Annotated in this window: 13 protein-coding genes; 6 read left to right on the forward strand and 7 right to left on the reverse strand. The window is 64.9% G+C overall.

The window, feature by feature from the left end; all coding sequences use genetic code 11:
* The first annotated feature begins 193 nt into the window (after positions 1–193).
* Positions 194–1,774 (forward strand): ATP-dependent nuclease, encoded by a 1,581-nt coding sequence (locus tag ACZK4Z_RS11155; RefSeq protein ID WP_021201904.1) that lies wholly within the window; start codon positions 194–196, stop codon positions 1,772–1,774.
* Positions 1,752–2,849 carry a UvrD-helicase domain-containing protein gene (locus ACZK4Z_RS11160; RefSeq protein WP_012480224.1) on the forward strand — a complete coding sequence of 366 codons (1,098 nt, stop codon included), beginning with the start codon at positions 1,752–1,754 and terminating at the stop codon, positions 2,847–2,849. Before ACZK4Z_RS11155 ends, ACZK4Z_RS11160 begins: the two co-directional genes overlap by 23 nt.
* A 15-nt stretch (positions 2,850–2,864) precedes the next feature.
* On the opposite strand, the gene ACZK4Z_RS11165 is transcribed toward ACZK4Z_RS11160, so the two are convergent.
* The 7 genes from ACZK4Z_RS11165 to ACZK4Z_RS11195 are packed head-to-tail and all read right to left on the reverse strand — an operon-like array spanning position 2,865 to position 11,570.
* The gene (locus ACZK4Z_RS11165; RefSeq protein WP_019184735.1) at positions 2,865–3,140 is read right to left on the reverse strand and encodes a hypothetical protein; all 276 of its coding nucleotides are present in this window, start codon (positions 3,138–3,140) and stop codon (positions 2,865–2,867) included.
* Positions 3,137–6,328, reverse strand: a complete 3,192-nt coding sequence (locus ACZK4Z_RS11170; protein ID WP_021201905.1) for an efflux RND transporter permease subunit — start codon at positions 6,326–6,328, stop codon at positions 3,137–3,139. Before ACZK4Z_RS11170 ends, ACZK4Z_RS11165 begins: the two co-directional genes overlap by 4 nt.
* 8 nt (positions 6,329–6,336) lie before the next feature.
* Entirely contained in the window at positions 6,337–7,287 is a 951-nt protein-coding gene (locus tag ACZK4Z_RS11175) for an efflux RND transporter periplasmic adaptor subunit (RefSeq protein WP_024956870.1), read from the reverse strand.
* Positions 7,284–8,561 (reverse strand): TolC family protein, encoded by a 1,278-nt coding sequence (locus ACZK4Z_RS11180; RefSeq protein ID WP_024956869.1) that lies wholly within the window; start codon positions 8,559–8,561, stop codon positions 7,284–7,286. Before ACZK4Z_RS11180 ends, ACZK4Z_RS11175 begins: the two co-directional genes overlap by 4 nt.
* 55 nt (positions 8,562–8,616) lie before the next feature.
* Positions 8,617–8,973, reverse strand: coding sequence for a hypothetical protein (locus ACZK4Z_RS11185; protein WP_012480228.1), 357 nt, complete (start codon positions 8,971–8,973; stop codon positions 8,617–8,619).
* Entirely contained in the window at positions 8,970–9,587 is a 618-nt protein-coding gene (locus ACZK4Z_RS11190; RefSeq protein WP_197577781.1) for a cation efflux transmembrane domain-containing protein, read from the reverse strand. The genes ACZK4Z_RS11185 and ACZK4Z_RS11190 overlap by 4 nt, the downstream gene beginning before the upstream one ends.
* A 24-nt stretch (positions 9,588–9,611) precedes the next feature.
* Positions 9,612–11,570 carry an FTR1 family protein gene (locus ACZK4Z_RS11195; protein ID WP_021201907.1) on the reverse strand — a complete coding sequence of 653 codons (1,959 nt, stop codon included), beginning with the start codon at positions 11,568–11,570 and terminating at the stop codon, positions 9,612–9,614.
* Positions 11,571–11,660: 90 nt separating this feature from the next.
* Between ACZK4Z_RS11195 and ACZK4Z_RS11200 the strand changes: the two genes are divergently transcribed.
* The 4 genes from ACZK4Z_RS11200 (at position 11,661) to ACZK4Z_RS11215 (ending at position 17,489) form a co-directional block, all read left to right on the forward strand.
* Complete coding sequence (locus tag ACZK4Z_RS11200) at positions 11,661–12,074, forward strand: MerR family transcriptional regulator (protein WP_012480230.1); 414 nt, start codon at positions 11,661–11,663, stop codon at positions 12,072–12,074.
* A complete protein-coding gene (locus ACZK4Z_RS11205; protein ID WP_005413373.1) occupies positions 12,071–13,342 on the forward strand; it encodes a site-specific integrase in 1,272 nt (423 codons plus the stop codon). Before ACZK4Z_RS11200 ends, ACZK4Z_RS11205 begins: the two co-directional genes overlap by 4 nt.
* A gap of 24 nt (positions 13,343–13,366) precedes the next feature.
* Complete coding sequence (locus tag ACZK4Z_RS11210) at positions 13,367–16,360, forward strand: Tn3 family transposase (protein WP_024956867.1); 2,994 nt, start codon at positions 13,367–13,369, stop codon at positions 16,358–16,360.
* Between the two features lie 133 nt (positions 16,361–16,493).
* A complete protein-coding gene (locus tag ACZK4Z_RS11215; RefSeq protein ID WP_024956866.1) occupies positions 16,494–17,489 on the forward strand; it encodes a site-specific integrase in 996 nt (331 codons plus the stop codon).
* The last annotated feature ends 66 nt before the right edge of the window (positions 17,490–17,555 follow it).

The following is a 17,555-nucleotide window of genomic DNA, read 5'->3' on the forward strand; positions in this document are numbered from 1 at the left end:
GCGAAAATAGTTATACGGGATAATATTGAATTATCCCGCGTAAGGCGGATTCTGACCCTTCCCCGCGTCCCAAGCAGTACGAAACCGCCCAGGGCCGGCGATCGCTGGGTAGTATGGCCCAGAGCGGAAAGGAGGCCAGCCAGGGTGCAGGCAGGCTCCGCCACCGAGCCCGTTGGCCATCAAAGGACTGTGCATGCCGATCGAACGTATCGTCATCGACAACTTCAAGTCGTTTCGCCATCTGGACCTGCCCCTCAATGCCCACATGAACCTGGTGGTGGGCGACAACGAGGTCGGTAAATCCACCCTGCTGGAGGCCATCCACGCGGTGGTCACCGGCCAGCTGCATGGGCGCAATCTTGCCTACGAGCTCACGCCCTACCTGTTCCACCAGCCCATGGTGCAGGAGTACTTGGGAGCGCTTGCCACGGGCACGCCGGCCTCGCCGCCACGGATCTCCATCGAAGCCTATTTGGGCGCCGACGCCGCGCTGGCGTCGTTACGCGGCACCAACAACTCCCTGCGTCTGGATACCGCCGGCATCCGGCTGCTGGTCGAGCTCAACGACGACTACCGCGAGGAGTTCAACGCCTACCTGCAGCAGCACCAGGGCGCGGTCAGCCTGCCGGTGGAGTACTACACGGTGCGCTGGTACTCCTTCGCCAACAATGGCGTCACCGCCCGTAGTATTCCGTTCGACTCGACCATCATCGACACGCACGGCATCAAGACCTTGTCCGGTGCCGATCGCTATATCGCCGGCATCATCGAGCAGGCACTGACGCCTGCGCAGCGCGTCTCGCTGTCGCTGAGCTTCCGCCGCATGCGGCAGAGCTTTTCCGAAGAAGCGGATGTGGCAGCGATCAATGCCTACTTGACCGAGCACACCGGGGACATCAGCCACAGGGCATTGACGGTAGGCGTGGACACATCGCCGCGCTCAACGTGGGAAACCAGCCTGTCACCCTACCTGGATGAGCTCCCGTTCACCCAGGCCGGCAAGGGCGAGCAAAGCGCGGTGAAGATGAAGCTGGCGATGCACGCGGCCGGCGCGGCTCACGTGCTGCTGATCGAGGAGCCGGAGAACCATCTGTCCTATTCCAGCATGACCCAGCTGATCGACAAGATTGCGGCCCTCTCCACCGCCCAGCAGGTGATCATCGCCACCCACAGCAGCTTCGTGTTGAACAAGCTGGGCGTGGACAACGTGATCCTGTTCAGCGCGCAAGGCCAGATGAAGCTGGACCAGCTGCCCAGCGATACCCACGACTATTTCATGAAGCTGCCGGGCCACGACACGCTGCGGTTGATCCTGGCCAAGCAGGCGATCCTGGTGGAAGGCCCTTCCGACGAACTGATCGTGCAGCGTGCCTACAGTGACCATCACGGCGTGGCGCCGATGGCTCACGGCGTAGACATCATTTCGGTCAAGTCGTTGGCATTCAAACGCTTCTTGCAGATTGCCGATCGACTGAGGATTCAGGCCAAGGTGATCACCGACAACGACGGTGATATCGCAGTTGTGCAAGAGCGCTATGCCGAGCACATCAACGCGATCTATTACGATTCCGACGAGAGCGCCCCTTCGCTGGAAGAGCAGCTGATCAAAGCCAACTCGCTGGCCGAACTCAATACCGTGCTGGGCAAGGCCTTTGCCGATGAGGTGGCGCTGCTCAAGTACATGAAGGGCCATAAGACCGATACGGCCTTGGCGATTTTCAATAGCCCGCACTCGATCAGGTTCCCGGACTATGTCCAGCGTGCCATCACCTAACCGGGTCCTGCTCTCGGCAGCCGGCTCGGGCAAGACCACGTTGCTGGTCCGGCAGGCCTTGGAGCGACCTGGGCGCCGCATCGCGATTGTCACCTACACGCTGGAAAACCTGGAAGAGATCCGGCGCTCGTTTGAGGCCCACGCAGGCGCGGTCCCCGCGCATGTCACCTTGCACAGCTGGTATGGCTTTCTGCTGCGCCAGTGCATTCGCCCGTACCAAGCTGCGCTTTGCCCTGAGCCTCGCATCGAGACCATCCTGTTCGTAGAAGGTGTCACCAACAACCGCGCCCCACGCACCCAGGTGGCGCGCCACTACCTGGCGGGCAACCGGATGTATTCGGACCGAGCGGCCGATTTCGCTGTGCGCTGCGATGAGCTGACCCAAGGCCAGGTCGTGGCGCGATTGGCGGCGATGTACGACGAGCTCTACATCGACGAAGTCCAGGATCTGGCCGGCTTTGATCTGGATCTGGTCGAACGGCTGTTGAAGAGCGAGATTGCCATCACGTTGGTAGGCGATACGCGCCAAGCCACGTATGCCACCAACTATGCGCAAAGGTACAGCCAATACCGTGGTCCGAATCTGGCAGCGCTGTTTCAGATTTGGGAGGCCGACGGCTTATGCCGGCTGGATCACCGCCTCACCAGTCTGCGCTGCGTCCAGGCCCTGTGCGATATGGCTGACACGCTCTATCCGCAGATGCCGCGGACCCAATCAGGCAATGGCGAGGTCACCGGACACGATGGCATCTACCTCGTCGCTCCAGGGGATGTGGCCGCGTACATGCAGGAGTTCGCCCCCACCGTGCTCCGGCATGACCGGCGGCAGGCGTGCGACGGACTGCCGGCGGTGAACTTTGGGCAGTGCAAGGGCCGCACCTACAGTCGGGTCCTCATCTTTCCGAACGGGCCGTTGACGCAGTACCTGCGCACGGCCGATGCAGCGCGTATCACCGCGCCGCCGAAATACTACGTGGCCTTCACCCGGGCGCGGCAAAGCGTGGCCTTTGTGTATGCCGGCGCGTGCGCGTTGCCGGGTCATCAGCTCTATGCGCCTGCCAGCGCAGACGCATAGAGCCAGGGGCTGCGATCACATCTTCTTTAACGGCGCCGCGGTGGGCGGCGGCGGTACCGGGCCCGGGTCGTTGAAACACAGCATGATCTGATCGATGCCGAATTGATCGGCCAGGACCTGGGCAATCACAGCATGCACCAGGTCCAGGTCGACCGAGGGCGCCGCGACCGTGATGGTGGCCGCGATCGCACGGCCATGCTCACCGGCGACCAGGCGCAGGTCGTCCACCGCTTTCACGCCCGGGTCGGTAAACATCGCCGCACGGACCTGTTCCAGGTTGAGCTCGTTCATGGGGACTCCAAAGCAGTGCTACCGGCGCGGGGAGCTCGGTCGCGATGCAGCCAACGATAGAGCACCGGCAGCACCAACAAGGTCAATGCGGTGGATGAGACGATGCCGCCGATGACGACAGTGGCCAGCGGCCGCTGCACTTCCGAGCCAGCACCGACATTCAAGGCCATGGGTAGGAAGCCCAGCGAGGCTACCAGGGCGGTCATCAACACCGGTCGCAGGCGTCCAAGGGCGCCGTCGCGCACAGCGTCGTCTAGCGGATCGCCCTGTTCGCGCAGACGGCGGATGAAGGCGATCATGACCAGCCCGTTGAGTACGGCCACGCCCGACAGCGCGATGAAGCCCACACCGGCAGAGATCGACAACGGAATCCCGCGCAGAGCCAGTGCCAGCACACCGCCGGTCAGCGCCAGCGGCACGCCACTGAACACAATGGCCGCATCCTTGGCCGAGCCGAAGGCCATGAATAGCAGAGCGAAGATCAACGCCAGTGTCACCGGAACGACCACGCCCAGGCGTTGGGTGGCCGAGATCAGCTGCTCGAAGGTGCCGCCGTAATCGATCCAGTAGCCCTCTGGAAGCGCGGCATCCTGGCCGATGCGTGTGCGCAACTCGCCGACGAACCCGCCCAGATCGCGCTCGCGCACGTTGGCGGTGATCACCACGCGGCGCTTGCCGTTCTCGCGGTTGATCTGATTGGGCCCGCGCTCTACCTGGATCTTCGCCACTTCCCGCAGCGGCACCGTGCGAGGCCCCCCATTGGCGCCGGCGGCCAGACGGCTGGACTCATCGACACTGGTGCTTGCCGGCAGCGGAATGGGCAGATCTGCCAGCACAGCGGGGTCTTGGCGCTGCGCTTCGGGCAGGCGCACGACCAGGTCGAAGCGGCGGTCGCCCTCGATCAACTGGCCGGCAACACTGCCCCCAATGGCGGTGGCCACCGTTTCCTGCACATCGCCCGGGTTCAGGCCATACCGTGCCAATGCCGCCGGATCTGGCGTGATGGTCAGCAGCGGCAGGCCGGAGACCTGCTCGGCCTTGACGTCTTCGGCGCCGGGGACGCTACGCATGACCCGCTCGACCCGGCTGGCCAGGCGCGTCAACTGGTCAAGGTTGTCGCCGTAGACCTTGACCGCCACGTCCGAACGGACGCCGGAGATCAACTCGTTGGTGCGCATCTGGATGGGCTGGGTGAACTCGTAGTTGCTGCCCGGGATTTCCTTGGCCGCCGCCTCCAGCTCTTCCACCAGCTCGGCCTTGGGCTTGCGCGGGTCGGGCCACTGGTCGCGGGGCTTGAGCATCAGGAAGGTGTCGGCCATCGACGGCGGCATAGGATCGGTGGCCACCTCGGCGGTGCCGATCTTTGAGAAGATGTTGGCCACCTCCGGGAACTGGGCCAGGCGCTTCTCCAGCGTTTCCTGCATGGCCACCGACTGCTCCAAGCTGGTGCCGGGAATACGCATGGGCTGCAAGGTGATGTCGCCCTCATCCAGGCTCGGCACGAACTCCGAACCCAAGCGGGTGGCCAGCACGCCACAGCCCACCACCAGCACGGCCGCGCCGGCCAGCACCACCACGCGCCGACGCAGGGCCCAATCCAGCAGCGGCGTATAACGGGCACGCGACCAGCGCATCAGGCGGTTGTCGTGCTCAGCCACACGGCCGCGCAGGAAGCTGGCGATCGCCGCCGGCACGAAGGTCAGCGACAACACCATGGCGCCGGTCAGGGCCAGCACCACCGTGATCGCCATCGGGTGGAACATTTTTCCTTCTACCCCGGACAGCGCGAAGATCGGCAGGTAGACCGCGGCGATGATGCCCAGGCCAAACAGGCTGGGACGGATCACCTCGGCGGTGGCCGAGGCGGTCAGGTCATAGCGCTCTTCATCGTTGAGCTGGCGGCCCAGCGCGTGCTGCGCCTCGCCGAACCGGCGCAGACAGTTCTCGATGATGATCACCGCCCCGTCCACGATCAGGCCGAAGTCCAGCGCGCCCAGGCTCATCAGGTTGCCCGACACGCCGCCACGCACCATGCCGATGATGGTGAACAGCATCGCCAACGGGATCACCGCCGCGGTGATCAACGAGGCGCGCACATTGCCCAGCAGCAGGAACAGCACCACCACCACCAGCAGCGCGCCCTCGATCAGGTTCTTGGACACCGTGCCGATGGTGCGATCCACCAGCGCGGTGCGGTCATAGACGGCCTTGGCATGGACGCCGGCAGGCAGGCTGGCGTTGGCGGCATCCAGCTTGGCCGCGGCCGCCTGGGAGACTTCCCGGCTGTTGGCGCCGAACAACATGAAGGCGGTACCGACCACGACCTCGTGGCCATTCTGGGTGGCCGCGCCCGTGCGCAGCTCCTTGCCTTCGCCCACGCTAGCGACGTCGCGCACCCGAATGGGCACGCCATCGCGCCGGTCCAGCACGATGTTGCCGATTGCCTCCAGATTGGCTAGCTGGCCCGGCACGCGCACCAGGAACTGCTGTCCGTTGCGCTCGATGTAGCCGGCGCCGATGTTCTGGTTGTTGCGCATGACCGCGGCGACCACGTCGTTCAACGTGAAGCCCAGCGCCACCAACTGAGCTGGATCGGGAGTGATGTGGATCTGCCGCTCGAAGCCGCCGATGGTATTGACCTCGGTGACGCCGGGCGTGGTGCGCAGCTGCGGCCGGATCACCCAGTCCTGCAGGGTGCGCAGGTCCGTGGCCGTGTACGGGGTGCCGTCGGGCTTGCGAGCGTTGGGCTCGGCCTCCACGGTGTACATGAAGATCTCGCCCAACCCGGTGGAGATCGGCCCCATTTCCGGGTCCAACCCTTCGGGAAGCTGGGAGGCGATCTGCTGCAGGCGCTCGGCGACCTGCTGGCGGGCAAAGTACAGGTCGGTGCCGTCCTTGAAGACGACGGTGACCTGCGAAAGCCCGTAGCGCGACAGCGAGCGGCTGTAGTCCAGCTTGGGCAGACCGGCCATGGCCGTTTCGATGGCAAAGGTGACCCGTTGTTCGGCCTCCAGCGGCGAGTAACCCGGGGCCTGGGTGTTGATCTGGACCTGGACGTTGGTGATGTCGGGTGTGGCGTCAATGGAAAGGTGACGGTAGCTCCACACGCCCAGCGCAACCAGCGCAGCGGTGAGCACTAGCGTCAGCCAGCGATGGCGGATGGACAGCCCAATGAGGCGTTCGAGCATGGCGGGCCTCATTCTTCTTCCACGGTGGACTTTTCGATGTCGGCCTTGATCAGGAAGCTTTGGGCCACCACCATCTGTTCACCGGCCTTGAGGCCTTCCAGCACTTCGGCGCGTTCGGCGTCGCGGCGCCCCAGCTTCACCGGCCGGGTGTGGTAGGTTTCGCCCTGCTGCACGTAGACCACGTCCTGGTCTTCTGCGGTCTGCAGCGCCGTGATCGGCACCACCAACGCTGCCGATTGGCGATCCACGGTGACCCGCGCCTTGACCGCCGACCCCGGCCGCCACAGGCCATCGGTGTTGGCCACCGTGCCGCGCGCAATGGTGCTTTGGCTGGCGGTGGCGGTGCCGGGCAGGACGCGCTCCAAGGTGGTCTGTGCGGTGACGCCATCGCTCAAGCGGGTAACCGTCACCGGCACGCCAGCACCGATGTGCTGGGCGTCGGCGCCGAAGATGTGCAGGTCCACCCACAGCGTGGACAGGTCGGCGACCTCAAACAGCGGCGCGCCCTCAGCGGCGGCCATGCCTACGGCGGCCGTGCGCGCCATGACCACGCCACTGATCGGCGCGGTGACGGTATAGGTGGTCAGGCTCAGGTTGCTCTCTACCGTGGCCAGTGCCTGGCCGGCCCGTACCTGATCACCCACGCCCGCACGCACGGAGCGGACCGGTCCGGGGAAGCGTGCCGTGACCTGCGCGATGCGACCGTCAATCGGGGTCAACAGCCCTTGCACCTCATGCTCGTCAGCAATCTCACCGGGGCCTGCCGGTGCGACCTGGATACCCGCTGCCTGCGCAGCTTTGGCGGCAATCTTGGTTTCCAGCGGCGCTTCCTCGTGCTCGCCGTGCTCTTCGCCCTCAGCGGCGGCGCCGCCTTCGGACGCTTCGTTGGGGGCCGACGCGTTGCAGGCGGCCAGCATCATCAGGGCCATGCCCAGTGCGGTCCAGGAAAAGCGATTCATGGGGTCTCTCCGGTGGAAGCAGCCGCCGGCGGCGCGACAAGCGCCTGGCCGGTCAGGCGTTGAATTTCGATCAGGGCGCGCTGCGCATCGAGCGCCACGTCCAGCTGCTGCTGGGCCATGGCCGTGCGTTCGGACTGCAGCTGTGCCCATTCCAGGTAGCTGATCGCGCCGGCGCGATAGGCGCGCTCGGCGGCCTGCTCAGCCCGGGCCAACTTCGGCAGCACCTCGCCTTGCAGCCGTGCCACCTCGGCCTGCGCCACGGTGTAGCGACCATGGGCTTCGACCAGCGTGGAATACAGCGACAGGCCCTTGGCCTCGCGCTCGATCGTCAGAACCTCCAGCTCGGCTTCGCCGGCGCGGATCTCCGGCTGCGCGCGGCTGCGGCTGCCCAGTGGCATGGACAGGCTGGCCACCAGCGCGGTGTCGTCAGTCTCCTGCAGGCGGCGCACGCCCAGCTGCCACGACAAGTCCGGCGAGGCCGCCGAACGCGCCAGCTGCAGTCGTGCCTGCGCGATCCGGCGGGCATCGGCAAACTGCGCCAACTCGGGAGTGCGCTCCAATTCCTCGGCCAGCGACTGCATGGACGCGATCGCCGGCAGGGTCATGGGATCCGCCGCGACCACCTCGAAGCTCGGAGCACGTTCGCCCCAGAGGGCAGCAAGGTGCTGCCGGGCGGCAATGCGCTGCTGCTCGGCCCGATCACGGGTCAATTCTGCTCTCGCCAGTGCTGCTTGTGCGGTGAGCATCACCGATTCGGGAGACGCGCCAGCCTGCAGGCGCTGCCGGGCAGCGGCGACGGTCCGCTGGCGCTGGCCGACATCCATGTTCGCCAGGCTGCGTTGCCGGTCGGCACCGACAACGGCCAAATAGCGCTGCGCCGTCTCGGCGAGCAGGTCCAGCCGCCCGGTCTCGCGCTGCACGGCCAGTGCATCAATCCGGCTTTGGGCCAAGGTGCGGCGGGCGTCGAGCTTGCCGCCGCGCTCCAGGACCGAGCTCAGGCTCAAGGTCAACTCCGCGCTGTCCAGGCCACGGGCCGCGCCCGTGCCCAGCGCATTTTCAACCTCCGCCCCCAACGTCCACGGTGGCCGCTGCACGGCCTGGTCGCGCTCGGCAGCGAGCACCGTGGCTCGCGCATCGACCAGGCGCAGCTCGGGGTGGGTTTGGGCCACGCGTGCAAACGCGTCGTCCAAGGTCATCAGCTCTTCTGCTGTCGCCGGCGTTGCCGCCGCGCTCAACAGTAGCCACGCGGCCAGGGCCGCCAATCGCACATGCATGAAGTACTCCAGAATTTTCGATAGCCAACAGGGATCCGGCGCACGCCGGCGCGCATCACCCTGCGATCGGCGGCCGGAACGGCGCGAGCAGGTGCTCATGCCGATATCTGTCCGCATGGGCTGTCGCCGACGGCCAATGCCGGCCGATATGAGCAATGGCCAACACTATTTCTGGAGCCGGCGCGGCCTGGCTACAGCACAGCACCAGCTGCTGTAGCCGGTGCAGCGCGGCGTCTACGCCACGCTCGGAAGCTGGTGATGCCACTGCCGGGTCATGGTCGGCCGCGGCCAGATGGGTTTGAGCATGGAGCTCGCCAACCACTGCCAGCACCGGCTGCGTCACAAGGCCCACGGCCAAGTGCGCCAGCAGCAGCCAGCGCAGGCCACAGCTCAGCCGGCCAAGCGCTGTCATGCACGCGTTTTGCGCGCGTCGGCACGCGCCCGGCGAGCATCACCCAAGATCTCGAAAGCCTCCTTGATCACATACAGGCCGATCAGGGCGCCGATCACGAAATCCGGGTAGGGGCTGGCCAGCCACCACACCAACAGGCCGGCCAGAATCACCCCAACGTTGGCCACCACATCGGCGCGGGTAAACAGCCAGGTCGCTCGCAGATGCACTTCGCCAGACTTCAAGGGGGCGAGCATACGGAGCACCTTCAGGTTCACGGCCAGCGAGACCAGAGCGGTACCGATCATCCAACCGCTGACCGGCTCGGCGCCGTACATCACCCGGCGGCCGACTTCGACCAGCACGCCTACGCCCAGCACCAGCAGCACGCTGCCACTGACCCACGCGGCGTTGGCCTTGAAGCGCGCCGTGCGCCCGATAGCGACCAGGCCAATGGCATAGGCGGTGGCGTCAGACAGCATGTCCAGCGCGTCAGCCAGCAGCCCGGTGGAATGGGCAATCCAGCCGGCAATGCCGCCGATCACGGCCATCGCTGCATTCAGGACCAAGGCGATCCAGAGGATGCGTCGCTCCTCCTTGTTCTTGGCTTCGTGGTGGCACCCGCAATCACTCATGTCTTGGTCCTCTGCTGTGTTGTTTCATTGCTTGTTTGCGCCTGGCTGTCTGCGCACACCGGAACGGGCATTGGCGAGGAACCCCACGATGGCGGCGGTGCCTACCAATACCTGCGCCAGCAGCGACTGCCAGGTGGGATACAGGCCGATCCACTCGATGCGCGGCAACGCGAGCGGTGTTTGAGAGATCCAGCCCGCTTCCTGCAACGCGGCCACGCCTTTACCGATCAGGATGACCGCCATCACCGCGATGAGAATCGAGCTGATCGAAAAGAACCGGCCAATCGGCAGCCGCCTGCTCATGCGCAGCATCCAGTACGCCACCGCAGCCAACACCGCGATTCCCGCCACCAGGCCTGCGAGGATGGCGGTGGACGCCTGATCGCTCCACATCGCGATGTAGAACAAGATCGTCTCAAACACCTCGCGGTACACCGCGACAAAGGCCAGCATGAACAGGAAAACAGCCGAGCGCCGTGTCAGCGCAGTCGTCAGCTTGGCGTGCAGGTACTCCTGCCACCGCCCTGCAAGGCTCTTTTGGTGCATCCAGATGCCTACGCTGAGCAGGACAGCGGCAGCGAACAAGGCCGAGACGCCCTCAGTGACTTCCCGGTTCGCACCGCTGATATCAACAAAGTAAGTGGCCACTGCCCAGGTAGCTGCGCCTGCCAACAACGCGCAGATCCAACCCGCATGCACATACGGCAACACATCAGACCGCTCGGCTTTACGCAAGAACGCCACGATACCAATCACGATCAGCAGCGCTTCCAGTCCTTCGCGTACCAAGATGGTAAAGCTGCCTAGAAACGCGGTGCTGGCGCCTATTCGGGTGTCCTGCAGCGCCACGTCCGCGCGATCAAACAGCTGGGCAATTTGCGCTGCCTGCCCGGCAACGTCAGCCGCGGGCGCATGCTGATCCAGCTGCGCGCGGTAGCCTGCCATGGCCGTCTCGATCTCTCGCAGCAATGACGGATTGCGCGTGGCCAGCGTGGGTTCAAGCGGCTCTACACCATCCAGATAGGACGAGAGCGCAAGCTTTTTGGCTTGAGCCAGGTCCTCATCAGCGTAAGCGCGCTGGCTGGCGGCCAGTCGCTGCCGCGCCACCGCAAAGCGATCGGCTCCTGGTACCGCTTCGTTTACTGCCTGTGGCTGCGAACGCAGGTAGGCGATGATCGCGTTTGCCTGATCGGCGGGCATCGTGGTGGCAAGATCGGCCTCTCGCGTGCGTGTCAGCGCTTCGAGCGAGGGAATGTGCGTATGGGCCTCTGCACTGGTGCGCCATAACGCCTCACCTTGAGCCTTGGCTTGCGAGGAGTACCCCAAGCTGCCCACATAGAATGCCAACGCCCAGCGATCACTTTCTGACAGCCCAGAGAAGCTGACCATGCCGGTACCCGGCACACCCTGGGAAATGACCTCGTACAACGACAGCGGCGTTCGCTGCGCGGCGCGAGTGGCATCGGTGAACGCGATCGGCGGCGGACTTAACGCTTGCGCGGCGGGGCCATCACCGTGACCTGTGGGGCCGTGACAGGCCGCGCACTGCTGGCTGTAGATGGACGCGGCCTGGGAGGTCTTCGGCGCGCTCGCCGGAACAGCGCCGATCGGGTAGCGGGCCAACAGCGTCGTGCCGAGCCCGCGCGCCAACGTTGCCACTTGCGCCGGGTCGGCCTTCTCTGCCACCGCCTGGACCAGGCGGTCGGCCTGGGCCGTCAGCTCCTGCTGGTTCTGGCCACCGGGCAATGCTGCCAGCTGACTGCGCACGGCGCCGGCAAACTCGCTCATTTCGGCGTATTCGTTGGGGGCAATTACGCGACCGGCCTGGACCGCGCCGGGGTAGTCGACCGCGATGTAATCGAGCATCTGCCAGGTTTGGCGCAGGTCTGCTGCGGCAGGCTCCGCCTGAGCAGAAGCGGGCAGAACCCAGCCGATCAGCAAGGCAATCAGGCAGTAGCGAATCAAGGCGATGGGCAGTGGCATGGTCGTCACATGCAGCGCCGCGGCCGGAGTGGCGGCGGATACGGGTTCAGCGTAAAGTCCGTAGCTACTACGGAGTCAAGCGTACTACGAATGAAAATCAGTGAGGCTGCCGACGCCAGCGGATGCCACTTGGAGACGATTCGCTATTACGAGCGGATCGGGTTGCTGCCGCGCCCGGGGCGCACGGGCAACGGCTACCGGGTCTATGGCCCGGCCGACATCGAGCGGCTGCGCTTCATTGCGCGTGGCCGGGACCTGGGCTTCAGCCTGGAGGAGGTCCGCAGCCTGCTGCAGCTGGCCGGCGATGAGGAGCTTTCGTGCGGGGACGTGGACCGGTTGGCCCGCAGCCATCTGGCCGACGTGCGCGCCCGCATGGCCGACCTGCAGCGCATGGCCAGCGAGCTGGAACGGGTGATTGCCAGTTGCCATGGCGGGCAGCGGGCGGAATGCACCATCCTGTCGACGCTGCGCCAGACGACCTCGGTGGAGGCCACGCGCCAGTGACCGAACTGGACCGCTACCTCGATGCGGCCACGCGCCAGAACACGGTGCGCAGCTATGCGTCGGCGCTGCGGCACTTCGAGGTTGAATGGCAAGGCCACCTCCCAGCGACACCTGACAGCGTGGCCCGGTACCTGGCCGCTTATGCGCAGACCTTGGCGACCAGCACCCTCCGCCAACGTCTGGCGGCCATCGCCTCTTGGCACCGCGACCACGGCTTTGTCGACCCGACCCGATCGCCGCTGGTGCGCAAGGTGCTCAAAGGCATCCAGACCCTGCACCCGGGCCAGGTCAAGCAAGCCGCGCCGCTCCAGATTCGGCGGCTGGTCGAGCTCGATGACTGGCTGGCCGCGGCGATCGCTGCGGCACATGCCCGGGGCGATGGGCCGGCGGCGCTGCGCCATCAACGAGACCGAGCGCTGGTGCTGCTCGGGTTCTGGCGGGGATTCCGTGGCGATGAACTGCTGCGTCTGGACGTGGCCCATCTCACGCTGGTGCCGGGACAGGGGATGACCTGCTTCTTGCCACGCAGCAAGGGTGATCGCCAGGCAGCCGGCGTCACCTACAAGGTGCCGGCGCTGTCGCGGTTATGTCCGGTGGAGGCGACCCAGGCGTGGCTGCAGGCGGCCGACCTGCAAGAAGGGCCGGTGTTTCGGGCAGTCAACCAATGGGGCCAGGTGAGCGCCGAAGGCCTGCATCCCAACAGCTTGGTGCGCCTGCTGCGCGAGTTGCTGACCAGTGCCGGCTTTGCCGATGCGGGGCTCCACAGCAGCCATTCGTTGCGCCGCGGCTTTGCCAGCTGGGCCAACGACCAAGGCTGGGACATGAAGGCCTTGATGGAGTACGTGGGCTGGCGCGATGTGCAGTCGGCCATGCGTTACCTGGACGGGCGTGACCCGTTTGCCCGGGACCGCATTGAAGCAAGCCTGCCCAGTCCAACCGTGCCGGTACCGGCGATGGCACTGCCGGCGCCGGAGGGCAAATCGGCCCTGCAGCTGCGCCTGCGCATGGTGCTGACCCCGTTTGCCCGCACGGGCCGCGGCGCGGCCAAGGCCCGAGGCCGAATTGAAGAGATCTGCTTGGCCCCGTTCCAGGCTGTGCGCCTGAACACCGCCAGCAGCGAGTACCAGTTGACTGCTCCCACCGATCCCGAAAGGGATCTGGATGAAATCCTGGCCACGTTGCTCGATGACATGCACCGCATGGCCGATACGCACCAGTGCTTCCTGGAAGCGTCGCTCAGTACAGACGACGGCCGGCACTGGGACTGATCTCCCTCACACCCTCCGGATCCAATGGCTACCCTTCACGAGACCGCCTACCCGCGACTGAAGCCTGATCCCACCGCCAAGGAACTGGAGGAGATCTATACCCCGACCGCCGCTGAGATTGCATTCGCCAAGCAGCTGACCACCCAGCCGGGTCCGCAGCTGGCGGTACTGATTCATCTCAAGCTCTTCCAACGCTTGGGCTACTTCACGCTGTTGGCCGACGTACCCGAGCGGATCCGGAAGCACATCGCCAAGGCCGCCCGACTCGGGCGCGTATTGGACACCGACCAGCTCGAACGCTACGACGCTTCCGGCAGCCAGCGCCGGCATATGCCGCAGCTTCGGCAATTCATCGGGGTACGTCCCCTGGATAAATCGGGCTTGGCTTGGCTGGACACAGTGGCCACCGGAGCAGCCCAGACCAAGCACACCATCCCGGACATCGTGAACGTCCTGCTCGAAGAGCTGGTGCACCATCGCTACGAACTGCCCGGTTTCCGCACTCTGGAGCTGGCCGCCATCGGCGCCCGTGAGCGGGTCAATCTGGGCTACTACCGCAGCATCAGCCACGCGCTGACGCCTGCCACGCGCACGCTCATCGACGAACTGCTGCGCGCACCGGAAGGGTCCAGGTTCACCGGCTGGCAATCACTCAAGCGCGAGCCCGGCCGGCCCACCAACAAGGAAGTTCGGTTCTACCTGCAGCACATCCGCATGCTGCAGCAGTTGGCCGACCAGCTGCCTCCCATCGATGTGCCGGTGCCCAAGCTCAAGCAGTTCCGTGCAATGGCTCGGGCCTATGACGCCAGCGAGCTGGCCGAACTGGCTCCGGACAAGCGCTATGCGCTGGCCACCATCTTCATTCGCGCCCAGCATGCCAAGACACTGGATGATGCAGCCGAGTTGTTCATCAAGCAGGTGCGCGGGCTGGAGAACACGGCCCAGCAGAAATTGCTGGCCTACCAGCTCGAACATGCCAAACGGGCCGACTTCCTCATCGGCCAGCTCAAGGAAATCCTGCAGGCCTATCAGCTAGACGGCAGCGATAGTCAGCGCGTGGATGCCATCGACAACAGCCTGGAAGCGGAAGTGTCGACCTTGCTGGCCGAATGCGAAGAACATATGGCCTACGCCGGGAAGAACTACCTGCCTTTCATGCTGCAGCCCTATGGCGCGGTCAGGCCGCTGCTGTTCAATGGGCTGGAGCTGATGAAACTTCGGGCGACCAGCCACGACGCCGGCATGGAGCCGCTGATCGCAGCGGTGCTCTCGCTGCGCAACCAGCGCCGTGAGCTGATCGAGGTCGCCTCCCTCGGTTTGGACCCGGAAAAGGACTTTGACTGGATGTCCAAGCTCTGGTGTCAGCACGTGTTCGGCAAGCGGGCCAGTGCAGCCGGCGCCGGCTGGATGCACCGTAAGTACTTCGAGCTGGCCGTGCTGGTGCAGGTCAAGGACGAACTGAAGTCCGGAGATCTCTTCATTCCCAGCAGCGAACGGTTTGATGACTACCGTGAGCAGCTGGTCGATGAAGCCACCTTGGCCCAGGAACTGGAAGCCTACGGCCAGGTGTCAGGCCTGCCCACCGACGCCGAGTCTTTCGTGGCGGGATTACGTGCACAACTGACCTCCCTGGCCGATGAGGTCGACGCGCGTTTCCCGGAGAACGTACATGCGGACATCCTGGATGGGCGCCTGGTGCTGCGGAAGGGGCAACGCGCCGAAGTCTCCAGCGCGATTACCACGGTGGATCGCCTCATCGCCGAACGGCTTCCAGAATCCAGCATCGTCGATGTCCTGATCGATGCCAGCCAATGGCTGGATCTGCACCGTTTCTTCCGCCCGATCGCCGGCACCGAGAGCCAGGTCGAAGATCTGCCCCGACGTGTGATCACCACGCTATTCTGCTATGGCTGCAACCTGGGGCCGACGCAGACGGCGCGGTCGATCAAGGGCTTCAGCCGGCGCCAAGTCGCTTGGCTCAACCTGAAATACGTGACCGAGGATGTGCTTGAGAAGGCCATCGTGGAGGTCATCAATACCTACAACAAATTCGACCTGCCTGGCTATTGGGGCAGCGGCAAGAGCGCATCAGCTGATGGCACGAAGTGGAGCGTCTACGAGGACAACCTGCTGTCGGAGTATCACATCCGCTACGGCGGCTACGGTGGCATCGGCTACTACCACGTGTCCGACAAATACGTAGCGCTGTTCAGCCACTTCATTCCCTGTGGCGTGCACGAGGGCATCTACATCCTCGACGGTCTGTTGGCCAACACTTCCGACATCCAGCCTGAGATCGTCCATGGCGACACGCAGGCCCAAAGCTATCCGGTCTTCGGCCTGGCCCACATGCTGGGCATCCAGCTGATGCCCCGGATCCGGAACATCAAGGACCTGACATTCTTTCGGCCCGAACCGGGTAGGGCTTATAAGAACATCCAGGCACTGTTCGGGGACAGCATCGACTGGCAACTGATCGCCACCCATCTCCACGACATGCTGCGGGTGGTGATCTCAATCCGATTGGGCAAGATCACCGCGTCCTCGATCCTGCGCCGGCTGGGCACCTACAGCCGGAAGAACAAGCTGTACTTCGCCTTCCGGGAACTTGGCAAGGCCGTTCGAACGCTGTTCTTGCTGCGCTACATTGATGACAATGAGATCCGCAAAACGATCCATGCTGCCACCAACAAGAGCGAGGAATACAACGGCTTCGTGAAATGGGTGTTCTTTGGCAGCCAGGGGATCATTGCTGAGAACGTCCAACACGAGCAGCGCAAGATCATCAAGTACAGCCAGCTGGTGGCCAACATGATCATCCTCGACAACGTGGAAGGCATGAGCCGGACCTTGGCCGAGATGAGGAAGGAGGGGATTGAACTGACGCCCGAGATCCTGGCCGGCCTGTCGCCTTATCGGACCAGCCACATCAATCGCTTCGGCGACTACCACCTGGATCTTGAAAGGGAAGTGGCGCCGCTGAGCTACACAGCCAAGGTGCTTGAACAGACCCCATAGATGGGGAGAACCTGATCGAGAGACGAGCAATCAACTTTGAAATTCAGTCGCTTAGGCAGCTTTTGGCCCTGTACGTAATGATTCCCTGCCGACCCTCGTTCCGGAGCGGCTGGCCACTTCCGCCGCAGAAGCGGTGCGAGACATCCTGCAGGAGGCCGAAGCGCCTAACACCATTCGCAGCTACGCCGGCGCCCTGCGCTATTGGGCGGGCTGGTTCGAAGGGCGCTATGGCAGGCCCATCGCCCTACCCGTCCCCCCGGCGGCAGTGGTTCAGTTCATCGTGGATCACATGGGGCGCTCAGGCGATTTGGGGCTTCGTTGGGATCTGCCTGCAGACTTGGATAGCGCCTTGGTGCATGCGGGCCTGAAGAAGAAGCCTGGGCCGCTGGCGTTCTCCAGCCTGGTCCACCGGGTGGCGGTCTTGTCGGCGGCCCACAAGCAGGCCCGCCAAGACAACCCTTGCGAGGATCGCGCCGTGAGGACCCTACTGTCCAAGGGGCGCAGGGCTTCTCACAAACGAGGCGAGCGCCCGGCCAAGAAGACCGCGCTGTCAGCCGCAGATCTGCGCGCAATGGCGGCCACCTGCGACACCTCGCTCAAGGGGAAGCGCGATCGCGCCCTGCTCTACTTTGCCTTTGCTAGCGGCGGGCGCCGCCGCAGCGAAGTCGCCGAGGCGACGGTGAATCACCTCACCCGACTGCCCGAAGGCGGCTACACCTATCGCTTGGATCACGGAAAAACCTTGCAGTCCGGGCCAGTGGTTGGCAGCAGCCCCGACAAGCCCATCCTGGGAGAGGCAGCCACCGCACTGCAGGACTGGCTGGACGTGGCCGAGATTACCGACGGCCCCCTGTTCCGGCGCGTCTGGCCACGGTCATTGGGCGGCGCGCTCAGCGGCAAGGCGGTCGCCGCCATCGTTAAGGACCGGGCGCGGTTGGCCGGTCTGGACGGGGACTTTGCCGGCCACAGCCTGCGCTCGGGCTTTGTTACCGAAGGTGCGCGGCGTGGGGTGGCCCTGCCGGCGCTGATGGCGATGACCGATCACCGCTCCGTGGCCAGCGTGATCGGATATTTCCAGCAGGGCGGCGTCGGCAGCAACCCCGCCGCGCGCCTGATGGATGAGGACTGAGCCTCCGGCCCGAGCGGCCAGCAGTGCGCGTTGAATGTGCCCCGCTCGGGCCCTATCCTGCACAAG

It is taken from the genome of Stenotrophomonas sp. 71799_Sma (assembly GCF_056482505.1).

Bases quoted from the DNA above. Each gene is read 5' to 3' on its own strand.
- ACZK4Z_RS11155 (WP_021201904.1), top strand. From the start codon at position 194: ATGCCGATCGAACGTATCGTCATCGACAACTTCAAGTCGTTTCGCCAT.
- ACZK4Z_RS11160 (WP_012480224.1), top strand. From the start codon at position 1,752: ATGTCCAGCGTGCCATCACCTAACCGGGTCCTGCTCTCGGCAGCCGGC.
- ACZK4Z_RS11165 (WP_019184735.1), bottom strand. From the start codon at position 3,140: ATGAACGAGCTCAACCTGGAACAGGTCCGTGCGGCGATGTTTACCGAC.
- ACZK4Z_RS11170 (WP_021201905.1), bottom strand. From the start codon at position 6,328: ATGCTCGAACGCCTCATTGGGCTGTCCATCCGCCATCGCTGGCTGACG.
- ACZK4Z_RS11175 (WP_024956870.1), bottom strand. From the start codon at position 7,287: ATGAATCGCTTTTCCTGGACCGCACTGGGCATGGCCCTGATGATGCTG.
- ACZK4Z_RS11180 (WP_024956869.1), bottom strand. From the start codon at position 8,561: ATGCATGTGCGATTGGCGGCCCTGGCCGCGTGGCTACTGTTGAGCGCG.
- ACZK4Z_RS11185 (WP_012480228.1), bottom strand. From the start codon at position 8,973: ATGACAGCGCTTGGCCGGCTGAGCTGTGGCCTGCGCTGGCTGCTGCTG.
- ACZK4Z_RS11190 (WP_197577781.1), bottom strand. From the start codon at position 9,587: ATGAGTGATTGCGGGTGCCACCACGAAGCCAAGAACAAGGAGGAGCGA.
- ACZK4Z_RS11195 (WP_021201907.1), bottom strand. From the start codon at position 11,570: ATGCCACTGCCCATCGCCTTGATTCGCTACTGCCTGATTGCCTTGCTG.
- ACZK4Z_RS11200 (WP_012480230.1), top strand. From the start codon at position 11,661: ATGAAAATCAGTGAGGCTGCCGACGCCAGCGGATGCCACTTGGAGACG.
- ACZK4Z_RS11210 (WP_024956867.1), top strand. From the start codon at position 13,367: ATGGCTACCCTTCACGAGACCGCCTACCCGCGACTGAAGCCTGATCCC.